We start from the raw sequence: 19,858 nt of genomic DNA, 5'->3' as shown, positions 1-19,858 counted from the left end.
GTGCAAAATAAATTCGCCAAAAATATACTTGTCAGCGCCATTGCGCTGTCCTTCGTTTCTACCCCGATGCTGACGTTTGCTGAAGGACCAAATAACGTGCCGCAAGCACAGGGTTCACCGGATTCTAACCAAGCCATCATGAATTTTGTCGGTGCTGATATTGAATCGGTGATTAAAGCCGTCGGTCAATACACCAATACCACTTTCATTATCGACCCCAGAGTAAAAGGCACGATCAGTCTGGTGTCTGAGAAAGCGCTCACAAAAGCCCAGGCCTTTGACATGTTGGCGGCGACCTTGCGTTTGCAAGGATTTTCGCTGGTGCGGGGTGATGGTTTTGTAAAAGTCGTACCAGAAGCCGATGCCAAATTGCAGGTCAGCCCGACCCAGGTGAGAAGCGTCAAAGGCGATCAAATTGCGACGCGCATTTTCACGTTGAATTATGAATCGGCAACCAATCTGGTGCCGGTGTTGCGTCCACTGATTTCGCCGAATAACACCATCAACGCTAATCCTGGTAACAATACCTTGGTGGTGACCGATTACGCAGACAATCTGAATCGCATCAGCAAGATGATTGCGACTCTGGATACGCCCAATATCACTGACCTGGATGTCATTCCGGTGCGCTACGCTGTGGCCAGCGATTTGGCGACGATGGTGACCAGATTGCTGGACAATGGCACAGCCGGGCAAGCAGCAGGTGCTGCCGGCGGTGATAGCAGTCGCATCACTCTCATGGCAGATCCTCGTACCAACTCGGTGATCCTGCGAGCACCCACCGTGGCACGTGCCAATCTGGCGAAATCGTTGATTGCGAAACTGGATCAGCCAACGGCACAAGCCGGTAACGTTCATGTGGTGTATCTGAAAAATGCAGATGCAACCAAACTGGCACAAACGCTGCGATCTATGGTGTCATTCGATACGTCGAGCCCTGCGCCAACCACCACAAGTGATAGCGGAACGACCAGCATGTTGGGAGGTAGCGGTAGCAGCAACGGTAGTTCCGGTAGCAGTGGTGGCAGTAGTTTTGGTAGCACCAGCACAGGCACAGCAGCGGCAAAATCACCGATCACCAACACCGGCGCCAGCAGTAGCGGCGGTGGCAGTAAAGGCGGCTTTATCCAGGCAGATGCCAGCACCAACACGTTGATTATCACTGCCAGCGAACCCGTATATCGTGATTTGCGCACGGTGATTGATCAACTCGATATGCGACGCGAACAGGTATATATCGAAGCCTTGATCGTTGAGGTGAGTGATACCGCCAATGCAGGGATGGGGGTGCAATGGCTGGGATTGAGCGGTAATAGCAATAGCAGTTATCGTGTCGGTGGCGGCGTCGCATCAGGGACTCCGGCGAGTGGCGATAACATTTTCACTCAGGCACTTGGGCTAAGCACAGGGACTGGCGTGGTAACACAGCCGAGTAATGGCTTAACGGTAGGTATATTCCGTCAACTGGCTGGTAAATTGGGTTTGGGTGTATTGGCTCAGGCTTTTCAGAACGACAATGTTGGTAACGTGCTGTCGGTGCCGAACTTGATCACCTTGGATAATGAAGAAGCCAAAATGATCGTCGGTCAAAATATTCCGATTGTCACAGGTAGCTATTTGCCTAGTACCACTGGTGGCAGTACCAGTAATCCATTTCAAACTGTTGAACGGCAAGATGTCGGTGTCGCATTGCGAGTGAAACCGCAGATTTCTCAAGATGGAACAGTGAAGATGAGTATTACCCAAGAGGTCTCCACGGTTGACCCATCATCCATTAATAATACTTCCGGGGTTAACATCAATAAACGTCTGGTCGATACCAATGTGGTCGTGGGTGATGGCGAAGTCCTGGTACTGGGCGGCTTGATGCAAGAGACGACAACCAATTACCAGGAATCTGTGCCTGGCTTATCCAGTATTCCGTGGATAGGTGGTCTGTTTAAGTCCAAGAACAACACCAAGACAAAAAATAACCTACTGATTTTTTTGCGCCCGACCATCATTCGTGATGCAGCAGCGAATGACAATGTCGTAGCCGATCGTTACGATTATATTCAGGCAGCACAAGCGCGTAATGCGCCGCCGCAATCAAACTTATTACTCAATACCAGCCCAGGATCGCTTCCTGCGTTACAGCGTAATGAAGATGTACGTCATGTGCTCGATGGCGCATTTGATGGCACGTTGATGAATTTGAATCCAGACAGGAAAAAAGCGAGCGACACTGCAGCAACAGTGACAACTCCGGCGACTGCCCCAACACCATCACAACCGGTCAACAACACACCATGAGTCGTTTCTTGCCTTACGCATTCGCGCGTAATTTTTTGATACTGGCACAACAACCGGAAGATACGGATACGTCGGATCCCCAAGCTAATCTGACGCTCGAAGTGTTGGTGTGCGATGCGACCAAGCCGAATGCGATTGCAGAAGTGTCGCGTCGTTTTGGCAAAATAAAATTGCGTTCTATCCCCAGTGACGAACTGGAAGCGGCGATTGCACGTGCCTACGCCAGTGGTGGCGGTGATGCTGCCAAAGTGGCGGATGAATTTGAATCCAATCTTGATCTCGGCAAATTGATGCAGGACGTGCCGACCATAGAAGATTTGATGGAGTCAGCCGATGACGCACCAGTGATTCGGATGATCAACGCCTTGTTGACGCAAGCGCTGCGCGATGGTGCATCTGATATTCATATTGAACCGTTCGAGCAAATTTCGGTGGTGCGTTTTCGCGTGGATGGCAACTTACGCGATGTGATTCGACCAAAGAAAGCGGTGCATGCGTCGCTGATTTCGCGTATCAAAATTATGTCGCAGCTGGATATTGCAGAAAAGCGTTTGCCGCAAGATGGTCGCATCGCCCTGCGCGTTGCTGGTAAAGCGGTTGACGTGCGGGTATCGACTTTGCCAACCGGCCATGGCGAGCGTGCGGTATTGCGTTTGCTGGATAAGGACGCAGGCCGCATGGACTTGGGCAAGCTTGGTATGAGTACATCAGTGCTGGCGCAATTCGATAAATTAATCAAGCAACCGCACGGTATCGTGTTGGTCACAGGCCCGACCGGCTCCGGTAAAACCACTACGTTGTACGCTGCGCTATCACGTTTAAATACCACCAGTACCAACGTATTGACGGTGGAAGATCCGATCGAATACGAACTGGCGGGCGTCGGTCAGACGCAAGTCAATGCCAAGATCGATATGACGTTTGCCAAAGCGCTACGGGCAATTTTGCGCCAAGATCCTGATGTCATCATGATCGGTGAAATTCGCGATCTGGAAACGGCGCAAATTGCGGTACAAGCTTCACTGACCGGCCATTTAGTGCTGGCTACCTTGCACACCAATGATTCTGCGGCCGCCGTCACACGTTTGCTTGATATGGGGATAGAACCTTTTCTGCTGTCGTCCTCCTTGCTTGGTGTAGTGGCACAACGGCTGGTGCGCAAGCTATGTATTCATTGCCGTCATCAAGATCATGACGGTACCTGGCAAGCCGTCGGTTGCGACCATTGTGGGCATACCGGTTATCACGGTCGTGTCGGCATTTATGAATTACTGCAATCGACCAATGAAATTCATGCGTTGATACACGAACGCGCTTCTGAAGCGGACATTGCTGCGATGGCGCAACGTGATGGGATGCGGACGATGCGGCAGGATGGCGAGCGTTGGCTGGCCGATGGCACTACCACCATGGCGGAGTTGTTGCGAGTGGCTAAGGAATAAGGGTTAAGGAAAATCGCATGCCAGCATTTCGTTATGAAGCCGTTGATAGTCTCGGCAAAACCAAAAAGGGTGTCGTCAACGCTGATAATGCGCGGGCGGCCAGAGCGGATTTGCGTGAGCAAGAACTGGTGCCTATTAGCGTCGAACAAATCACCAGTCAAAAGGAAGCGGCAGCTGCAGGAGGCACGGGCTTAAATCGACGTTTCGGCGAAAAATTATCGACGGTGGAATTGACCTTGTTCACGCGTCAACTTGCCAGTTTGCTAGAGGCCAGTTTGCCGCTGGAGCAAGCATTAACTGCGTTGCTGGAACAGGCAGAACGACCTTATTTGCGGGATTTGATCGCTTCGATTCGTTCTGAAGTGATGGGAGGCGTGGCCTTATCGGATGCGCTGTCAAATCATCCACGCGAGTTTGCCGACATCTATCGTGCTCTGGTGGCGTCGGGTGAACACATTGGTCAATTGTCGCGCGTGTTATCTCGCTTGGCTGATTATCTGGAACGGCGTAATGCATTGGTATCCAAAGTCAAACTGGCGTTTACTTACCCTGCGATTGTGACTGTGGTGGCATTTATTATCGTGATATTTTTGTTGACGTATGTGGTGCCGCAAATCGTTTCTGTATTTGCTAATACTAAACAGAAACTGCCATTGTTGACGGTGATGATGCTGGCGATATCGGATTTTGTCCGTCATTACGGATGGATCGTTTTAGTCGTCGCCATTGTTGCCAGCACTGTCTGGCTTCGCGCCTTGAAAAATCCCGACATCAAAATGCGTTGGCATAGCTGGTTGCTGCGTGCACCTTTGTACGGCAAGTTTGAGCGCAGCTTGAACACGGCACGCTTTGCCAGCACCTTGTCGATCACCACCGGTTCAGGTGTGCCAATTTTGCAGGCATTGCAAACCAGTCGCGATACGCTTTCCAATGTCGCCATGCGTAAGCAAGTGGACGATGCCACTACCAGTGTACGTGAAGGTGTGGGCCTGGCGCGCGCTTTGTCCGCACACAAATATTTTCCACCGATGTTGATCCACATGATACGTGCCGGCGAAATTACGGGCGAATTGCCAGCGATGTTGGAACGCGCATCCGCCGCGCAGGAACAAGATTTAGAACGTCGTGCCATGACCATTGCCGGTTTGTTGGAACCTGCATTGATTTTAGCCATGGGTGTCGTGGTGTTATTGATTGTGTTGGCGGTGTTGATGCCAATTATCGAAATTAATCAGTTGGTGAAGTAAGTGCAGACAAAAAGCCGTTTATGCGTTGTTGTGCCACCTTGCCGTACTAATGTACTGTCTGCGTCGGCACGCCTGCCTAAACGGGTTTTGTTTGCACTTTTCCTATCGAAAAGTAGCTATGAAAAAAATAAAAGTTAAACCAGCGAACACTATCCTCAGCTTGCTGCTCTTTATGGCGTTGTGTGCATCACTGACCTATTGGACATTGCAATGGATGAAGCCAAAACAACGGCCGGTAGCTGCACCATTGGTGGTGCAGCAGGCGATAGATCCAGCTGCGGCGGCGAACCTGTTTGGCGGCGATTTACAACCGGTGGCGATTGCCAGCAACTACCAATTACTGGGCGTAGTTGCCGCGAAAAATGGCACAGGCAGTGCCGCCATCGTCAGTGTCGATGGCAAGCCTGCACAAGCATTGCGCGTTGGCAGCGATATTCAGCCTGGCGTACAAATTAGTGAAGTTCATCCTGACTATATTTTGCTATCGAACGGTGGAGTGAATCAACGAGTCGTGTTGCCGCAGAAATCCAATAATGCACCTGCGGCGCCAATGACTATGCAACCTTCAGTACCACCGCCACCTGGTATGCCACCGCCGCAACCGGAAGCGGATACCAGAGGATAGGCAGGTCAGAAATGCGTAGCGCATTTCCGGCCAGTTAAATCGTTGATTTAAGGAAGTGCAATATCCTCAGCCGAGGCAGAGCGGGTACCGACAATCGGCGCATTGCTGATGCCGTGGTAAGCAAATACCACGGATTCTTTGATCATTCGACTATTGTTTCTTCCTGCAGCATGAAACAACCCACTATGAAAGAACAAGACGTCTCCTTTTTCTAAGTGCAATGAAATTCCTTGCGCGAATAAGGCCTGATTTTCGGCGACATCAGGTCGTAGAAAATCCAGATCGTCCATCTGTTCGGGTTTGATCTGCCAGCGATGCGAGCCGGGGATGATGCGCAGACCGCCGTTGCTCTCAACTTCGTTGTCAAGGGCCAGCCATACTGAAATCAATTCGTTACGCGGGAAAGACCAATAGCGAATATCACGATGCCAGCCGGTGGCAGTGCCGAAGTCGGGATGCTTAGTCATCACACAATTGTGATGCGCCAGCGTCAGGCAAACTTGTTCGCCCAGAAGTTGACCTAACATCTTCACCAGGTGCGGATCAGTTGCCCATGTTTTAAATACCTCATGCCGATGATAGGCATCTTTCAAGCGTCGTGCAGTACGGCCGCCGAGGCTTTCAAACGACGATGGCGCACCCGCATAACCGACCTCGGTTTCATATTCCAACGGTGGAACGGCATCGAATAAATGTTCATTGGTGATAGTCACCATCTGCTTGAAATGTGCAGCGGGAACCATTTTTGGCAGGATCAGATAGCCATCATTTTTGAAGGCCGATATTTGCTCGGCGGTGAGCGCGTTGAAATTCATAACAATGTTCCGATTTATCTAAATCGTAGGGTGTGGAGCGCGATTTTTTCTCACTGTCATTTGTGACAGTGAGAAAAAATCCGGATATTTATTTCTTCTCAAGCAATGGTGCCAGATATTTTCCAGTCACGCTGGCAGGATTGTTGGCGACATCTTCCGGCGTACCGGTAGCGATGATTTTGCCACCGCCTGCGCCACCTTCCGGTCCTAAATCGACTATCCAGTCGGCTGTTTTAATTACGTCCAGATTGTGTTCAATGATGACCATGGTGTTGCCTTGATCGCGCAAACGATGAATGACTTTTAACAGCAAATCGATATCGTGGAAATGCAAACCAGTGGTTGGCTCATCTAAAATATACAAAGTGCGACCAGTATCGCGTTTCGATAATTCCAATGATAATTTAACCCGTTGCGCCTCACCGCCGGACAGTGTGGTGGCGCTTTGACCGAGGCGGATATAACCCAATCCGACATCCAGCAAGGTTTGCAATTTACGTGCGATCACCGGTACCGGCTTGAAAAATTCATGCGCTTCTTCCACCGTCATGGCGAGCACTTCGGTGACATTTCTCCCTTTGTAATGGACTTCCAGCGTTTCGCGGTTATAACGTTTTCCGTGGCAGACATCACACGGCACGTAAACGTCGGGCAAGAAATGCATCTCAACCTTGATTACGCCATCACCCTGGCAAGCTTCACAGCGCCCACCTTTGACGTTGAACGAAAAACGTCCAGCGCTATAACCACGTTCTTTGGCAGTCGGAACGCCAGCAAACAAATCACGTATCGGCGTAAACAAGCCGGTGTAGGTTGCCGGATTAGAGCGAGGAGTACGACCAATCGGCGCCTGATCAACTGAAATGACTTTGTCGAAATGTTCTAACCCACTGATGGATTCATGTGCTGCCGGTTCGGTTTGTGAACCGTACAAATGGCGTGAGGTAGCGTGATACAAAGTGTCGTTGACCAGCGTTGATTTACCCGATCCGGAAACACCGGTCACGCATGTCATCAAGCCGACTGGCAATTTCATCGTCACGTTTTTCAGATTGTTTCCTGTGGCACCCGCGATGATGAATTGGCGATCGGGATCGGACGGCGTACGTTTTTTCGGAACGGCGATTTTCAACGTGCCGTTTAAATACTTTGCGGTCAGCGATTTCTTGCTTTTCAGGATTTGTTCCAGCGTACCTTCAGCGATCACTTCTCCACCATGCACACCTGCGCCCAAACCCATGTCGACTACATAATCGGCGGTACGAATCGCATCTTCGTCATGTTCGACCACCAGCACGCTGTTGCCGATATCGCGCAAATGACGCAAAGTGTCAATTAATCTATCGTTGTCGCGTTGATGCAAGCCGATCGATGGTTCATCCAATACATACATCACACCAGTCAAACCAGAACCGATTTGCGATGCCAGGCGGATGCGCTGGGCTTCACCGCCCGATAGCGTATCAGCACTGCGTTCCAGCGACAAATAATCCAGGCCGACGTTGTTGAGGAAGGTCAAACGCGAAATGATTTCTTTGATGATGCGATCAGCGATTTCTTTTTTCGCGCCAGTCAGTTTCAGTTTTTCAAAGAAGTGCAAAGTTTCCCGTAATGGCGTTGCGGCGATTTCGTAAATGGCACGTTCTTGTTTGCCGTTACCGACTTTGACAAAACGCGCTTCGATCCGCAAACGTGCACCGTGGCACGACGGACATTCTTTTTCGTTGATGAATTTAGCCAGCTCTTCTTTGACCGCCATCGAATCGGTTTCACGATAACGTCGTTGCAAATTATTGACGACACCTTCAAACGTATGTTCTTTGATGACAGCTTTGCCGCGTTCGTTGATGTAAGTGAATGGAATGGTGGCGCGGCCAGAGCCATACAACACGGCTTGTTGCGCTTCTTCCGTCAATTTTTCAAACGGGATATCAAGATCGAAATCATAATGCGCAGCGATGCTGGTCAGCATCTGGAAGTAAAACTGATTACGTCTATCCCAGCCTTTTACTGCGCCACTGGCGAGCGATAAATTAGGAAAAGCAACGATACGTTTGGGATCGAAAAATTCGATATGACCCAAGCCATCACATTCCGGACAAGCACCCATGGGATTGTTGAACGAGAACAGGCGCGGTTCCAATTCCTGCAATGAATAACCGCAAATCGCACAGGCGAATTTATTCGAAAATAAATGCTCGACACCCGTATCCATTTCTTCCGCAATCGCCCGGCCATCGGCTATTCGCAATGCGGTTTCAAAGCTTTCCGCCAAACGCTGCTTGATATCGGCTTTGACTTTGACGCGGTCGATCACCACGGCGATGGTATGTTTTTCCGTTTTTTTCAACTTCGGCAAATCATCGACGTCGTAAATCTTCGCCGCATGCGTGCCGCTTTGAATCCGAAAGCGCACAAAACCTTGTGCCTGCATTTGCTCGAACAAATCAACGTGCTCGCCTTTGCGATTGGCGACTACCGGTGCCAAAATCATCAGCTTGGTATCTTCCGGCATCGCTAGTACAGCATCGACCATTTGCGATACTGACTGCGCCGCCAATGGATTTTCCGGATGATCCGGGCAATAAGGCGTGCCGACGCGCGCGTATAACAGACGCAGATAGTCGTGGATTTCCGTTACCGTGCCGACGGTAGAGCGCGGATTGTGCGAAGTGGCCTTTTGCTCAATCGAAATCGCCGGCGACAAGCCTTCAATCAAATCTACATCCGGCTTTTCCATCAACTGCAAAAATTGCCGCGCATATGAAGACAGCGATTCCACATAGCGACGCTGGCCTTCCGCATACAAAGTGTCAAACGCCAACGATGACTTACCCGAGCCGGATAAACCGGTAATCACGATCAGTTTATTACGAGGTAAATCCAGATTGATGTTTTTAAGGTTATGCGTACGCGCACCCCGGATACGAATTTCTTCCATGAACAGCCTTTGTGTAATTTTTTGCTGGATAGTGTCGGGTTTGCTCTACTGCCAAAAAACTTAAATTGCTTGATAGGCATCATAGTTGAGCAAGTAAGCTTGCTACTATATCAGGGTCAGAATGTTTGGGTTTGGTGGCTCGTACTTGTGCGGACAGGTTAATGAAATACGCTGTAAATGCGAACGATGGAATCGACTAATTTGGCGTGAGTAGAGGCGGTGTTAATTTCTGTTTGTAGTGTTATGCGATACAATGATTAAAACATTTAAGCACAAAGGCTTGAAAGTCTTTTTTGAGACAGGAAGTGTGGTTGGCATCCAAGCTGCTCATGCTCCACGATTAGCTGAGATGTTACGACGTCTGAATCGCGTAACAAATGCACAAGGGATGAACCTTCCAGGATGGAAATTTCATTCTCTAAAAGGAAAAGAATTAAAAGGACATTTTTCCGTCTGGGCAAATGGAAACTGGCGTATGACATTTGCTTTTGACGGTGAGGATGCAGTGTTAGTTGACTATCAGGATTATCACTAAAAAAGGAAACTCATCATGGCACATATGTTTAATCCACCGCATCCCGGATTAACCTTGCGTGATACTGTGTTACCCGCTTTAGGTTTGTCTGTGACTGAAGCAGCAAAACAATTAGGCGTTGGACGCGTGACGTTGTCTCGTGTGCTAAATGGTCGCGCGGCTATTTCGCCTGAAATGGCTTTACGGATTCAGGCATGGTTAGGAGTAGAGCGTGGCGGTGATGCGAGAATTTGGCTTGCCGAGCAAAGTGACTATGATATGTGGCAAGCAGAACAGCGTTTCAAACTTGAACCCATGCGTGTGCAGCCTGCACCTATGATGGATCAGGTATCTAATTGATCACCCAGTATCAGACTGCTAACACGCGTCAATCTTTTGCATCGTTGGTAACCGTATTCGGGTCTGGCCTCTGTATAATCTCGTCCGGTATAGCGAAATTACAGCGGAGTTACCACAGTACTGCGTATGGTCAGCCAGCCTGCGTGGTGACACATTTAATCTAGATTCAGGAGAAATAATATGGCATCAGTCAATAAAGTGATCATCGTCGGCACCCTGGGCCGCGATCCAGAAACACGCTACATGCCGAATGGCGAAGCAGTAACCAATATCTCAGTGGCAACCAGCGAAACCTGGAAAGACAAAAACAGCGGTGAAAAGAAAGAATTGACTGAATGGCATCGCGTCACTTTCTACCGCAAACTGGCTGAAATCGCCGGTCAGTATCTGAAAAAAGGTTCGCAAGTGTATCTGGAAGGCCGTTTGCAAACGCGCAAATGGACCGACAAAGAAGGCGCTGAGCGTTACACCACAGAAATTATTTCCGACACCATGCAAATGCTAGGCGGCCGTCCAGGTGGTAATGCACAGATGGACGACGGCGGTTACGACAGCGCACCCGCTTCAGCACCAGCACCGCGTCAAAATATGGGCAATGCATCTTCTGGTGGCTCTTCATATGGCAACAGCGCCCCGTCGCGACCAGCACAGTCTGCGCCATCGCGTCCTGCACCGAACTTCTCTGATATGGATGACGATATTCCGTTCTAAAATATATGTTCGATAAAGTGTAAATAAAAAAACGGAGCCCTTATACAGGCTCCGTTTTTTATTGTTGTCATTTTTATTTGTCATGACTAAGGAGAATTCCATCGAAACTACTTTTTACGAGTTGCCTTCGATAACGCTCCTGGTTCAAGCACACTTCTAATCAGTGGCCGGTTTTTGCGCACTGCAAGCGCGCACATGTAATAGTCTATTGTCACCGGCGTGCCTTTAAGCTTGATCGCCTTCGTTCCCGGTATCGGCACGTATTCGATCTCAGAAACGAAACCTATGCCGATACCTTCGGCAATGGCATGCATGATGGCTTCGCGGCTATTGAGCTCCATCACGCAATTTATCTGGATACCCTGATTGTTACATGCGTTCTCAAGCAACTCCCGCGTTTTGGAGCCAGGTTCGCGCATGATGACCGCTTCATTGCGGATGCTGGTCAATGGTATGGATGATTTGTTCGCCCATGGATGATCGTCTCTGACGACTGCAACAATAGGGTAGGTGCGGTAAGGAACGGCATACAGACGTTTATCCGTTTCTGTTAAGGCCAAAATGGCGATGTCGATTGTAAAGTCATAGAGCCGGGCCAGTGTTTCTTGTTCCGCGTTGATCGAGATCGCGAATTCAATGTCCGGATGCTTGCGCATTAAGTCGTAGGTCAGATTCATCACAACGGGCGGTGAAACTGCACCTATGCGTAGCAATCCGGTTTTTTGAGAATGCAGACTTTGCAGCAGTTGAATAGCTTCGTCTTCCTGACCGAAAATGCCTTCAGTGATTTCATATAAACGCCGCCCGGCGTCCGTTAATTCAACATGTCGACCGCGGCGGTAAAACAGCTCTACGGCAAATCTGTCTTCCAATGCTTTGACTTGCTCGCTGATCGTTGGCTGGCCTATTTTCAGGTAGCTTGCTGCAGCGGTAAAGCTGTCTGTTTTGGCGACAGCATGAAACGACCGTATCCATTTATGGTACTGATACATAAATACGCAATCAATAAGTGGCGATTTCCTATTATCGGTCAGAACGATAGAAGATATAGAACAATCGATTTGTTCTAAAGCTCCAGCGCATCGACAATCTATCTGCTGAGAGCTAAGTAATACTAAATAATCATTTTAAAAGTGACCTCGTTGTTCCCGCGACCGCAGGAATCCACCTTTCGTAATCCGGATTTTCGCGTTCGCCAGGATGACGGTGACAAGTATTAAATCGATTGTTTTGCGTTACTCAATTACCAACCAACAGGAAATGCCAATGACACAACGATACTTTAATCCCGTCGCAACCCATTTCGGCCCTGGCAGTCTGGAAGAATTGCCTCGTATCCTCAACGGAGCCAAGGTTGTCGTGGTGACATTTCCCGAAGCGCGATCATTGGGCCTGGTTAAGAAACTGGAAGATTTGCTCGGTGAGCAGTTGGTTTATGTAATTGAAAATGTTCTCCCCAATCCGGACGTTGCCCAATTGGCAGAAATGTATAACCGGTTCTGGCAAGAGGAAAACGCGTGCGATACCGTTGTGGCGTTGGGAGGTGGAAGTGCTATCGACACCGCCAAGGCGTTAATAGTTGGAACGGAAAGTGGCAATTTCGATGAGCTATTGACGTTGCTTGCCGATGGCAAGTCTTTCGCGCCAAGCAGGGCGAAGACGCTGATCGCGATCCCGACGACCGCAGGCACTGGCAGTGAAGTAACGCCATGGGCAACGATTTGGGATGCAGCAAACCAAAAAAAATACTCATTGCATCTGGAATGTACCTGGCCCAAAGCGGCCATTGTTGATCCGGACTTAATGCTGACACTCCCCAAGGCAGTTACCATTTCTACGGGACTGGACGCGTTATCGCATGCACTGGAAGCTATTTGGAATGTCAATGCGAATTCGATTTCTGACACTTTCGCCATTGAAGCGATTCACGAAATCATTGTTTGTTTGCCGCTGCTTGCCAGAGACCTCGGCAACAAAACACTGCGATCATCTATGGCACTCGCTGCGATGAAGGCGGGATTGGCATTCTCCAATACCAAAACTGCTCTGGCTCACTCTATTTCTTACGAAATGACTTTGCGATATGGATTGCCGCATGGGATAGCTTGTTCGTTCACGCTCCCGCTGGTACTAGATATGGCGTGGGGTGAACGGTCCGACAGAGATGCGACTTTACAGAAGGCGTTTAATTCCGACCGTAAAACCGCAGTAAAGCGTTTGCGCGATTTTTTGCATCAACTGGAAGTTCGCACCGAATTTTCCGACTACGGCGTTTCAGCGCAGGAAGCGCAAGAGATGATTCAGCACGCAATGCAGGGCGCACGAGGGAAAAATTTTATCGGAACAAAAATCACCGCCGCTCTGTCTTGAGGCGTAAATGCATCGCCTTGTATCCCAGAAATTCCTCCAAACCGTACTGACCAAGTTACGCCCATTGCCGGATTGCTTGTAGCCGCTAAACGGTGCAAGCCACGCGCGATGCAAAGTGCATCACGCGTAACGTTTAGCTGATCTGCAAATCTTGCCAAGATCAAAAATAGTGGCGAACCCCGGCCATGACGGCGGTTGTGGCCATACCCGGTGCTGCTGGCTGACCGTAAGCGATCATCTGAGTCATGTCGCCTTTGTTGTTGACATGCCCTGCTTCAAGATAGAGCAAGGTTCTTTTGGATAAGCGATATTCTGCGCCGAGTGCGACCATCGTTGATTTATTGACAGAAAAATTATTGTCTTTCAGGTAATAAACGCCGCTCGTAATCTGAAATACTGGTGAGAAGCGATAACCCAATCCAAGTGAGTAGGAATCAATGTCGAGCTTGTTGGCTTGCGACGGATTCTTGGCGTTGGTGAACGAGGTCGATACAGAAAAATCATTAATAGTGTAGAGCGCGCCAAGATAGCTCAGGCGATTGTTATTGGTTCCGTTCGGCGTTGACACCACGCCGAGCGGAGGATTACTGTCGTAGCCGTTGTAATAAACAGCGGACAGGTGCAAGCCACCATTTACATATCTCAGTACTGCCGATTCGCGCGTCGCAGCCTTGGTACTGCCAGCGGTACCGCCAGGCGCATATTCCAACCCCAGCGTTGCGCCGCCGAATTTTGGTGATTCGTAGATGATTGCATTGCTGTCATATAACGAACCGATCGGCGCGTTGGTGGTGGCGCCAGCCCAACCAGCAGCCGTGTTCATGGCTGCCCATGCGGTCAAGATACTACCGAAAAACTTACCGTCACGAACGTCGGTGTCAGCCATGGCATAAATCATTGGCGTAATTTGGCGTCCCGCGTTGAATGTGCCGAACGGACCAGACATCCCGACAGCGGCAATCTGATTGAATATCGCCGTGGTGCCGAGGGTATCGCTCAGGCCGAATTTTCCGGTAGTGCTGCTGTAAGCCCCTTGTAGTTGAAAGTTTGCCTTGTAGCCGCTCCCCAGATCCTCGCTGCCCTTCATGCCCCAATAACTGGTGTAATAACCGGCGTCCTTCATGGCAAATATGCTGCCGTTATTCTTCGCTGCCGGACTAAGCGTCGAGGCTGATGTGGTCTGGTAAAAAAGACCGGTATCGATCGTGCCGTACAGTGTCACTGAGGTTTGCGCTTGTGCTGCACCGGCGCATACGAGCAATGTCGCGATGCTGGTTAATTTCAGTTTCAACTTCATTTCATCTCCTGGTAGTTTTTATATGCCGGACAAGTCGTTGCATGCCGGGGTGCTTCTTCGTCAAAAAAATCTTCCTGCCGTGTCCCTGCACCTACAAAAAAATAACCTTGGAATTGCTCTCACAACTTGTATTCCGAAATTGTGTGAGCAAGTTAGGCAGGCGTTCTGGGTTGCGTGTACTGCTCATGCCGTTCTTAGCGCGCGCTTCAGAATTTTTCCTTGAAACTATTTCGTAACGATCGCAAACGTGCCCGGTGCTTTGTCAAAGAGCGTGAAGAAGCGCAGCAAGTCAATCCTGCTGCCGTCTACCTTCAAGTCGTCGCTCAGCAACGTGTCTTTGATACCCGCTGTACCGGCCATCATTTTGATAAAGATGTCTTTGGTTAGCGTCAACGTGGCGTTGGCATCAGCATCGGGTGCAGCCTTCTTGTAATGCAGTACCGAATTTTCGATCCACAGCACGAAGGATTCTTTGGAGTCAGATAACTCGAGATTGATCTTCAGGTTCTTGCCGTCGGCAGCGGGACCATTGAGACTGGCGGCCATGGATATCAGGAACTCTTCAGTTGGGGTTTGCGCCAGAAATTCCAACATGTTGGCGCGGTTGATCCCTTTCGTTGGCGGGCCGTTGCGCAGTTCGTTGGCCGCAGTAAGGTAGCTGTTGCGCCAGGTCGCAGCCTCTGACATGTAGCCCATCTGATCGTAAGTACGCGCCAGCAGTTCTTTCGCGCCTTTGTTATAGGGTTGCGCGAACACGACATCGTTTAGCAATTGCGACGCCCAGCGATAATCACCTTTGTCGAACGCGACCTGAGCAGCAGCAACAGCTTTGTCGGCACCGCCTGCGAGTTCGACGTAATGCTTGGCTGAATCCTGCGGCGTCAACGGATTCAGGTTGACCGGATTGCCGTCGTAGGCACCCATGTAGAACTGATAAACCGCTTTGACGTTGTGACGCAGATCGCCGTAGTAGCCGCGCGCGCCGAAATAATTGGACAGCGATTCCGGTAGTTTCACGGTGTCGGCGATTTCACGCGGGGTGTAGCCAGCATTAATCAATCGCACCGTCTGGTCGTGTGTGTACTGGTAGACGTCGCGGTGCTTGGTGATGAATTCGGCGATGTGCGCATGACCCCAGATTGGCCAGTTGTGTTGGCCGAAATAGACTTCCGTATCGGCCGTTTGATCCAACGCTTGCTGCATGTATTCGGCCCAACGCTGCGCATCGCGCACTTTGGCACCGCGTATCGGCAGCAGATTGTGCATGGTCTGCGCCAGATTTTCGGCGCCGCCGTAGGCTTTTTTATCGGGAATCGAGAAGGTCATTTCGGCCGGAGCTTCGGCGCCCGGGACGTTGTGGAATATGATGCGCACGCCATCGACCATCACTTCTTCGGTCGGCTTACTGATGATTTGCGTCGGCTGCAGAATACCGAAGGTACCATAGCCTACGGCCTCGCCGAGTCCATTATCGACCATGCCTGTAGCAGAGCGCGGCAGATCTTTGCCGAACTGGTACGTCGAGCGGCGACCCATCGCCGGACCGACTAGCACGTTCTCGCTGGTGGCTTCTTCCATGAAGCCAATCGGCGCGATGATAGGTACCTTGCGTTCAGCCGCTTCCTTGGCCGAGATGATGCCGAGTGCGCCACCGAAGTGATCGGCGTGGCTGTGTGAAAAGATGACGGCCGAGACCGGCTTGTCACCCAGATATTTGCGAGCGAATGCCATTGCCGCTGCTGAGGTTTCGCGGCAAGTGAGGGTGTCAACTACGATCCAGCCGGTTTTGCCTTCGATCAGTGTAATGTTGGCGATATCGAAACCACGTAATTGGTAGATACCGTCGGTTACTTTGAACAAGCCAATCTGATTATCAAGAATGGCATGTCGCCACAGACTAGGGTTGACTGTTGGTGGAGCTTTGCCATCGACGAATTTGAATGAGTCGAAGTCAATCAGCACACTACCGTCGGCGGCGCGAATCTGTCCGCTAGGACGGGCGATGAAGCCGCGTTTTGCATCTTCAAAATCTTGTTGATCGTCGAGTTTGAGTTCTTGTGCGAACTGCTGGTTGACCTTCTGTGTGGCCGCAGTGGCATCGCTGGCAGTGCCACCGACGCCGTCGTTTTTGCTGCAACCGGCCGCTAGTGCCAACATCGCAACGAGTATTGAGTAATTAAGTTTCTTCATATTGCTTGTCTCATCTTGGATTCGTAAAATTTAAGGTGCTTTAGTGGATCATGTTGGCGGTCACATTTTCGAATGCAAATGTGGCCGTTCATGTCTCGTCTTTTATTTTGTATATCTATTGAGAATAAGAGCTGGATGCCATGCAGTCCAATGCGTTTTTCGAAGGCAATCAATGCGTATGACGCATTGCTGCATGGAAAAATACACATCAGTGCGAATTTGTTATCGCCCTGTGGGGCATGTGATGGTGAAGACCTCGTCAGATCCGACTTATGGCGACAAAATCCGGTGAGCGCTTGGCCAAGAAAGCATTGATGCCTTCTGTTGTTTCGTAGTCACCCAGCGACTCGACCATCATCTCCGCTTCTAACGCCATTTGTGCTTACAGACTGGTGCCATGAGCGTGGCGGCGTAGCGTCTCGATGCGCGTACTGACGCTTGCCGGTCTGCGTCAAGCGCAACTGCGATGTCGATCACGGCAGGGCGTGCTCTGTAAGATTTCTCCTGAACTAGTACTGAGAATACAAAAAAGTGATGCTCCCCCGAAGGTTGTCGCAAGTGGCGTTAACACGGTTGCTGACAGAGGGAGGCGAACATGTCCACACGTCAGGGCGAGCAGAAATAAAAAAGCCAAAACAGGTTTTCACCGTTTTGGCTTTGCTTAATTCTTTAAATGGGCGTCAATCTTCTCAGAAAATCAGGTTATCGGAGACCATGCAAATTTCATTTTGGATGCCCTCCGAATTCTTCACGAGGGTCTTGAAATAATGCAGCAGAGCCCATCAAAGTACGAGTGTGAAAGTAGGTGTCACGCGCTGCTTTGCAATGCTGGATTGGCAATGTTACGTCCCATTACCACCCAGAAAATATATAGCAGTGCGATCGAAGCTACACCGAAAACCCAGAGACCAAGATCGTCACCAGAAATTTTCCACGCAGTCGACGACTTCTCGGCAACACATATCATGCTAGCTGCCGACATGCCGACATAATGCATGCTGCACACAGCAAGCCCCATGACCAGTGCGGCAATTATGTGATGCGATAGCTTGGTCAGATTGAACGCTAGCCACAGTGCTGCGGCGGCTGCGACGATGGCGATGACTACTGAAAGCCCGACAGTGACAGGATTCAAGGTCATGACTGCACTCAGGTCCATTGCGTACATGCCCATATAGTGCATTACGCAGACCCCCAGCCCCGCCAGCAAACTGCCGGCAAGCCAGCCGCGCACTTTGAATTTTCCACCGCGTCCGGTCATGTACAACGCAATGCCAGAGATGACGATAGCGGCAATGAGCGAAATGACCGTCAGCACCAGATCATAGGTGATCGGTACCGGTAAGCGATATGCCTGCATGCCGATGAAATGCATAGACCATATTCCGATACCGCCGAGTGCGATTGCAGCGCAGATAGCTACTTCCCGGTCCAAAGTGCCGTCTTTGCGGAACATCCATTTCGTGCACTGTAAAGCAAGCAGGGAGCCAAAAAAAGAAATGATATAAGACAGAAAAATCAGAACAAACGAATACTTAGGTTGCAGTAGCTGGCCTAGCAATGGTTCCATTATATTTTCTCCGTTTTTTGTGAATTTTATAAAGATAAATAATTACGAAGGATGGCCAGTCACAACATGCATAAATTCGATTACTTGTGAGGCATCCTTTAATTCCCTTCCTAAATTTTTCTACAAATTATCTACATCAAAAATTTCTTAATATTACAAATGTGAAGCAAAGACAGATTAGTCCAAATTGCAAGTAATTTCCACTATGCAATATATTATTTTCCAATTCAAATGCATTTATTGCATCATATTGATGCAATAAATGCATGACTGGAATCTCGTCAACGAAATGAGTGGGGTGCTGGCCATGATTTGTATCGGATGGCTTACGCTAGTAGCCAGGGGCATGTCGTGTTGCTCGCCTTTTATGGCGAAGTAGTCCAATATAGGCGGGCATTAAACATAATAAAAACGCATGAATAGAATGATATTAATGTGGGGAGCGCATTGAATGAATCTACGTCAACTGGAACAACTGGTGGCGCTGGCGAAAGAGGGATCGTTCGCACGGGCAGCTGAGGAAGTGCATCTGAGTCAACCTGCGCTGACGCGCAGTATCCAGGCGCTGGAGCAGGATATGGAATTGCAGTTATTCGACCGCCATCCGCGTGGTGTGACATTGACGCCAGCCGGCAAGCTGGTGATGGAGCGCGCGCGTCGGGTCTTGTTCGAAGCGCGTGCGCTGGAGCGTGACGTTTCTCTATTCAAGAATCACGATTTGGGCGATGTCAGTTTTGGTTTTGGTCCATATCCGGCAGCGATCATGTTGTCGCAAACGATGGCGATGCTGACCAAGGCTTATCCTCGGCTATCGATGCGGGCGGAAGTGAATAACTGGATCGGAATGCTGGAGCAATTACATGCGGAGAGCATTGACTTCTTTGTCACGGATAGGCGCGGCATTATACATGCGCCGGAACTGGCAACGCATCTGATGACGCCCCATCACTGCGGGTGGTTTGTGCGTGCCGGGCATCCGGTATTCAAGAATGCCACTCTGTCCCATGCGCTGTTGCGCCAGATGCATCTGGCTTCGGTGCCGTTGCCGCCACATATGCGCGAGGAAATGCGCAAATCGTTGCGCTTCAAATCGGGAGATATGCTTAATTTTCGGGTTGAGTGTAATAGCGTATTTTCGCTCAAGCTATTGGCCGAGCAGTCTGACATTGCATTCTATGCCCCGTTGTCGGCAGTACGTAGCGAACTGGCTGACGGTCGTCTGCAGCGTATCGAATTCATCGATTCCGCTGGCTTCGACATGCAGTTCGTGATTGTGTATCTGGCCAACCGCAGTGTTTCACCCACGGCGCAGCGGGCGATGGAGGTGATCATCGAGTGTGATCGGAGTTTGCACGACGGATCTCTCGTTTAGTTATAGCAAGTTTGATATAAATACATATGCGTTTTTCGCATTGAAAATATCAAATATATGCATTTGAATTATGTATCTCGTTCTGCCAGTATCGTTATGTTCGCCTGTTCGC

The 19,858-nt window shown here is 49.9% G+C and carries 15 protein-coding genes; 9 read left to right on the top strand and 6 right to left on the bottom strand.

All coding sequences use genetic code 11. The features are described from left to right. From gspD to GEV47_RS07300, 4 genes are all read left to right on the top strand, one after another. Entirely contained in the window at nucleotides 1-2,292 is a 2,292-nt protein-coding gene (gene gspD / locus GEV47_RS07315) for a type II secretion system secretin GspD (protein ID WP_322741582.1), read from the top strand. Continuing rightward, complete coding sequence (gene gspE / locus GEV47_RS07310; protein ID WP_153234077.1) at nucleotides 2,289-3,734, top strand: type II secretion system ATPase GspE; 1,446 nt, start codon at nucleotides 2,289-2,291, stop codon at nucleotides 3,732-3,734. The genes gspD and gspE overlap by 4 nt, the downstream gene beginning before the upstream one ends. 17 nt (nucleotides 3,735-3,751) lie before the next feature. Further along, nucleotides 3,752-4,981, top strand: a complete 1,230-nt coding sequence (gene gspF, locus GEV47_RS07305; RefSeq protein WP_153234076.1) for a type II secretion system inner membrane protein GspF — start codon at nucleotides 3,752-3,754, stop codon at nucleotides 4,979-4,981. Nucleotides 4,982-5,099: 118 nt separating this feature from the next. Then, nucleotides 5,100-5,606 (top strand): type II secretion system protein N, encoded by a 507-nt coding sequence (locus GEV47_RS07300; RefSeq protein ID WP_194270604.1) that lies wholly within the window; start codon nucleotides 5,100-5,102, stop codon nucleotides 5,604-5,606. A 47-nt stretch (nucleotides 5,607-5,653) separates the two neighbouring features. Here GEV47_RS07300 and GEV47_RS07295 read toward each other — a convergent pair whose 3' ends face one another. Further along, a complete protein-coding gene (locus GEV47_RS07295) occupies nucleotides 5,654-6,421 on the bottom strand; it encodes a phytanoyl-CoA dioxygenase family protein (protein ID WP_153234074.1) in 768 nt (255 codons plus the stop codon). An 88-nt stretch (nucleotides 6,422-6,509) separates the two neighbouring features. After that, entirely contained in the window at nucleotides 6,510-9,362 is a 2,853-nt protein-coding gene (uvrA, locus tag GEV47_RS07290; RefSeq protein WP_153234073.1) for an excinuclease ABC subunit UvrA, read from the bottom strand. Nucleotides 9,363-9,615: 253 nt separating this feature from the next. Here uvrA and GEV47_RS07285 point away from each other — a divergent pair, with 253 nt between their 5' ends. The 3 genes from GEV47_RS07285 (at nucleotide 9,616) to ssb (ending at nucleotide 10,947) form a co-directional block, all read left to right on the top strand. Then, nucleotides 9,616-9,897, top strand: a complete 282-nt coding sequence (locus GEV47_RS07285) for a type II toxin-antitoxin system RelE/ParE family toxin (RefSeq protein ID WP_153234072.1) — start codon at nucleotides 9,616-9,618, stop codon at nucleotides 9,895-9,897. A 15-nt stretch (nucleotides 9,898-9,912) separates the two neighbouring features. Beyond that, complete coding sequence (locus GEV47_RS07280; RefSeq protein ID WP_153234071.1) at nucleotides 9,913-10,236, top strand: HigA family addiction module antitoxin; 324 nt, start codon at nucleotides 9,913-9,915, stop codon at nucleotides 10,234-10,236. A 180-nt stretch (nucleotides 10,237-10,416) separates the two neighbouring features. Beyond that, nucleotides 10,417-10,947 (top strand): single-stranded DNA-binding protein, encoded by a 531-nt coding sequence (gene ssb / locus GEV47_RS07275; protein WP_153234070.1) that lies wholly within the window; start codon nucleotides 10,417-10,419, stop codon nucleotides 10,945-10,947. A 107-nt stretch (nucleotides 10,948-11,054) separates the two neighbouring features. On the opposite strand, the gene GEV47_RS07270 is transcribed toward ssb, so the two are convergent. Continuing rightward, the gene (locus tag GEV47_RS07270) at nucleotides 11,055-11,939 is read right to left on the bottom strand and encodes a LysR substrate-binding domain-containing protein (protein ID WP_153234069.1); all 885 of its coding nucleotides are present in this window, start codon (nucleotides 11,937-11,939) and stop codon (nucleotides 11,055-11,057) included. A 274-nt stretch (nucleotides 11,940-12,213) separates the two neighbouring features. Between GEV47_RS07270 and psrA the strand changes: the two genes are divergently transcribed. After that, nucleotides 12,214-13,317 carry an iron-containing alcohol dehydrogenase PsrA gene (gene psrA, locus GEV47_RS07265; RefSeq protein WP_153234068.1) on the top strand — a complete coding sequence of 368 codons (1,104 nt, stop codon included), beginning with the start codon at nucleotides 12,214-12,216 and terminating at the stop codon, nucleotides 13,315-13,317. Between the two features lie 160 nt (nucleotides 13,318-13,477). On the opposite strand, the gene GEV47_RS07260 is transcribed toward psrA, so the two are convergent. The 3 genes from GEV47_RS07260 to GEV47_RS07250 form a co-directional block, all read right to left on the bottom strand. Then, entirely contained in the window at nucleotides 13,478-14,608 is a 1,131-nt protein-coding gene (locus GEV47_RS07260) for a porin (RefSeq protein WP_153234276.1), read from the bottom strand. A 231-nt stretch (nucleotides 14,609-14,839) separates the two neighbouring features. Continuing rightward, nucleotides 14,840-16,804, bottom strand: a complete 1,965-nt coding sequence (locus tag GEV47_RS07255; protein ID WP_153234067.1) for an alkyl/aryl-sulfatase — start codon at nucleotides 16,802-16,804, stop codon at nucleotides 14,840-14,842. Nucleotides 16,805-17,612: 808 nt separating this feature from the next. Next, the gene (locus GEV47_RS07250) at nucleotides 17,613-18,374 is read right to left on the bottom strand and encodes an MHYT domain-containing protein (RefSeq protein ID WP_153234066.1); all 762 of its coding nucleotides are present in this window, start codon (nucleotides 18,372-18,374) and stop codon (nucleotides 17,613-17,615) included. A 451-nt stretch (nucleotides 18,375-18,825) separates the two neighbouring features. Between GEV47_RS07250 and GEV47_RS07245 the strand changes: the two genes are divergently transcribed. Continuing rightward, complete coding sequence (locus tag GEV47_RS07245) at nucleotides 18,826-19,746, top strand: LysR family transcriptional regulator (RefSeq protein WP_153234065.1); 921 nt, start codon at nucleotides 18,826-18,828, stop codon at nucleotides 19,744-19,746. Nucleotides 19,747-19,858 lie beyond the last annotated feature (112 nt).

This window comes from Glaciimonas soli (assembly GCF_009497155.1).
Classification (GTDB): domain Bacteria; phylum Pseudomonadota; class Gammaproteobacteria; order Burkholderiales; family Burkholderiaceae_D; genus Glaciimonas; species Glaciimonas soli.
The sequence above is the reverse complement of the archived record's forward strand: the minus strand, read 5'-3'. Positions and strand labels throughout refer to the sequence as shown.